The following is a 1,328-nucleotide window of genomic DNA, read 5'->3' as shown; positions in this document are numbered from 1 at the left end:
AAAGCTGCTCTAAGATTTGCTCCACGCTCGCGGTATTTTTATACTCTTCGCCGTCCGGGATCGTGATGATAAATTTTTGCTCGCATTTTAACCGCTGCAGTAAGAAATCAAGCCACAGCCCCGCTACTTTAGGGTTTGTGATGATCGCTACCTTGCCTTTGAGCTTGATCTCTTGCAATTCGTCGATAAAAACGCTGTATTTTTTACCTAAATTAAGATCGATTTTCATACGCTAGCCTTTGATTTTTGGGTAATTGTAACATAAATTTCGATTACTTTTCATACCCGTAATCGCTCGGAACGAAAATTTGATGATTTTTGCCGAGTTTAAAATACATCTGATCCAAATCCTGATTGAAAATCGATGTGAGCTTGCGCGCCAAAATTCTATCATTAAATGGCACGAACTGCAGCAGATCTCGCTCGCTGCCTAACGCTAAAATCGGATTTTGTCGCTCGCAAGGAATCACGAATAAACTCTGCTTAAAAAGCTTCGATAAGCTCACGTAGCTTTGCGCAAACTCGCCCTTTTCGCTCTCGCCGAAAAGATACAAATACACGTCTAGCCCTAGCTGCGAACTGATGTCAAAGACGATACTTGATTCCTCACGAAGCCGCTCGCCGGCACTTAGTACGACACTTTTACGCACATCTTTTAGCTCGCCCTCTCCAAGGCTTAGCACCGGAATTTCAAGCGTTTTAAGCGCCGCTTTTTTCGCCTCGAAAACTCCGCTTGAGCAAACTACCAAGCCTGCTTTATTTTCGCTCACGTCGCGCTTTAAATTTAGCTCGCCCGAGTAATCGATGAGAATTTCAAATTTATCTCGCTCACACAGAGCTTTAAGCTCGCTAAAAGCGTCGTTTAGCAAAGGATTTAAAATTCGCAGATAAATTTTATGATTTCTAATATGCAAATCCAAAAACTCAAGCGCCCTAACCGTCCTAGCTATCTCGTCACCGCTCATTTTTTTCATATCGATTAGCGCGAAAATATTTAGCCCAAACGGCGATGGAAATTGCCCGCTTTGCTTTTTTACTTCAGCAAACACCGCTCGTAGCGCACTAGGCTCACCAACGACTAAGATCGTATCATTCGGATATATCCGCGAGCTAGGCGTCGTTACGATGTAATTATTGTGGCGGTAGATCATCGGAATTTGATATTTGGCATTAGAAAGCGTGCTGATTTTTTTATACGCGAACGAGCTTCCTACGGGCACCTTTACCTCCATTATCTCTCCGCGTCCAAGCCCGATATTATCAGCGAAAACGGGGCTATCGGGTAAAAAACCGATGAAGCGCGAGGAATTTAGCGCAAGGGTATTTAC

Annotated in this window: 1 protein-coding gene and 1 pseudogene; both read right to left on the bottom strand. The window is 43.7% G+C overall.

Annotation, left to right across the window (positions count from 1 at the left end):
* Positions 1-229 (bottom strand): annotated as a pseudogene (locus Q0605_RS10485) (3-dehydroquinate synthase); the annotation flags it as partial.
* Positions 230-272: 43 nt separating this feature from the next.
* A partial coding sequence (locus tag Q0605_RS10480) for a TrkA C-terminal domain-containing protein (protein WP_298706817.1) occupies positions 273-1,328 on the bottom strand: 1,056 nt, incomplete at its 5' end.

Origin of the sequence: uncultured Campylobacter sp., from assembly GCF_938017705.1 — a bacterium.
GTDB lineage: Bacteria > Campylobacterota > Campylobacteria > Campylobacterales > Campylobacteraceae > Campylobacter_B.
This window is presented reverse-complemented; position numbering and strand designations above follow the sequence as displayed.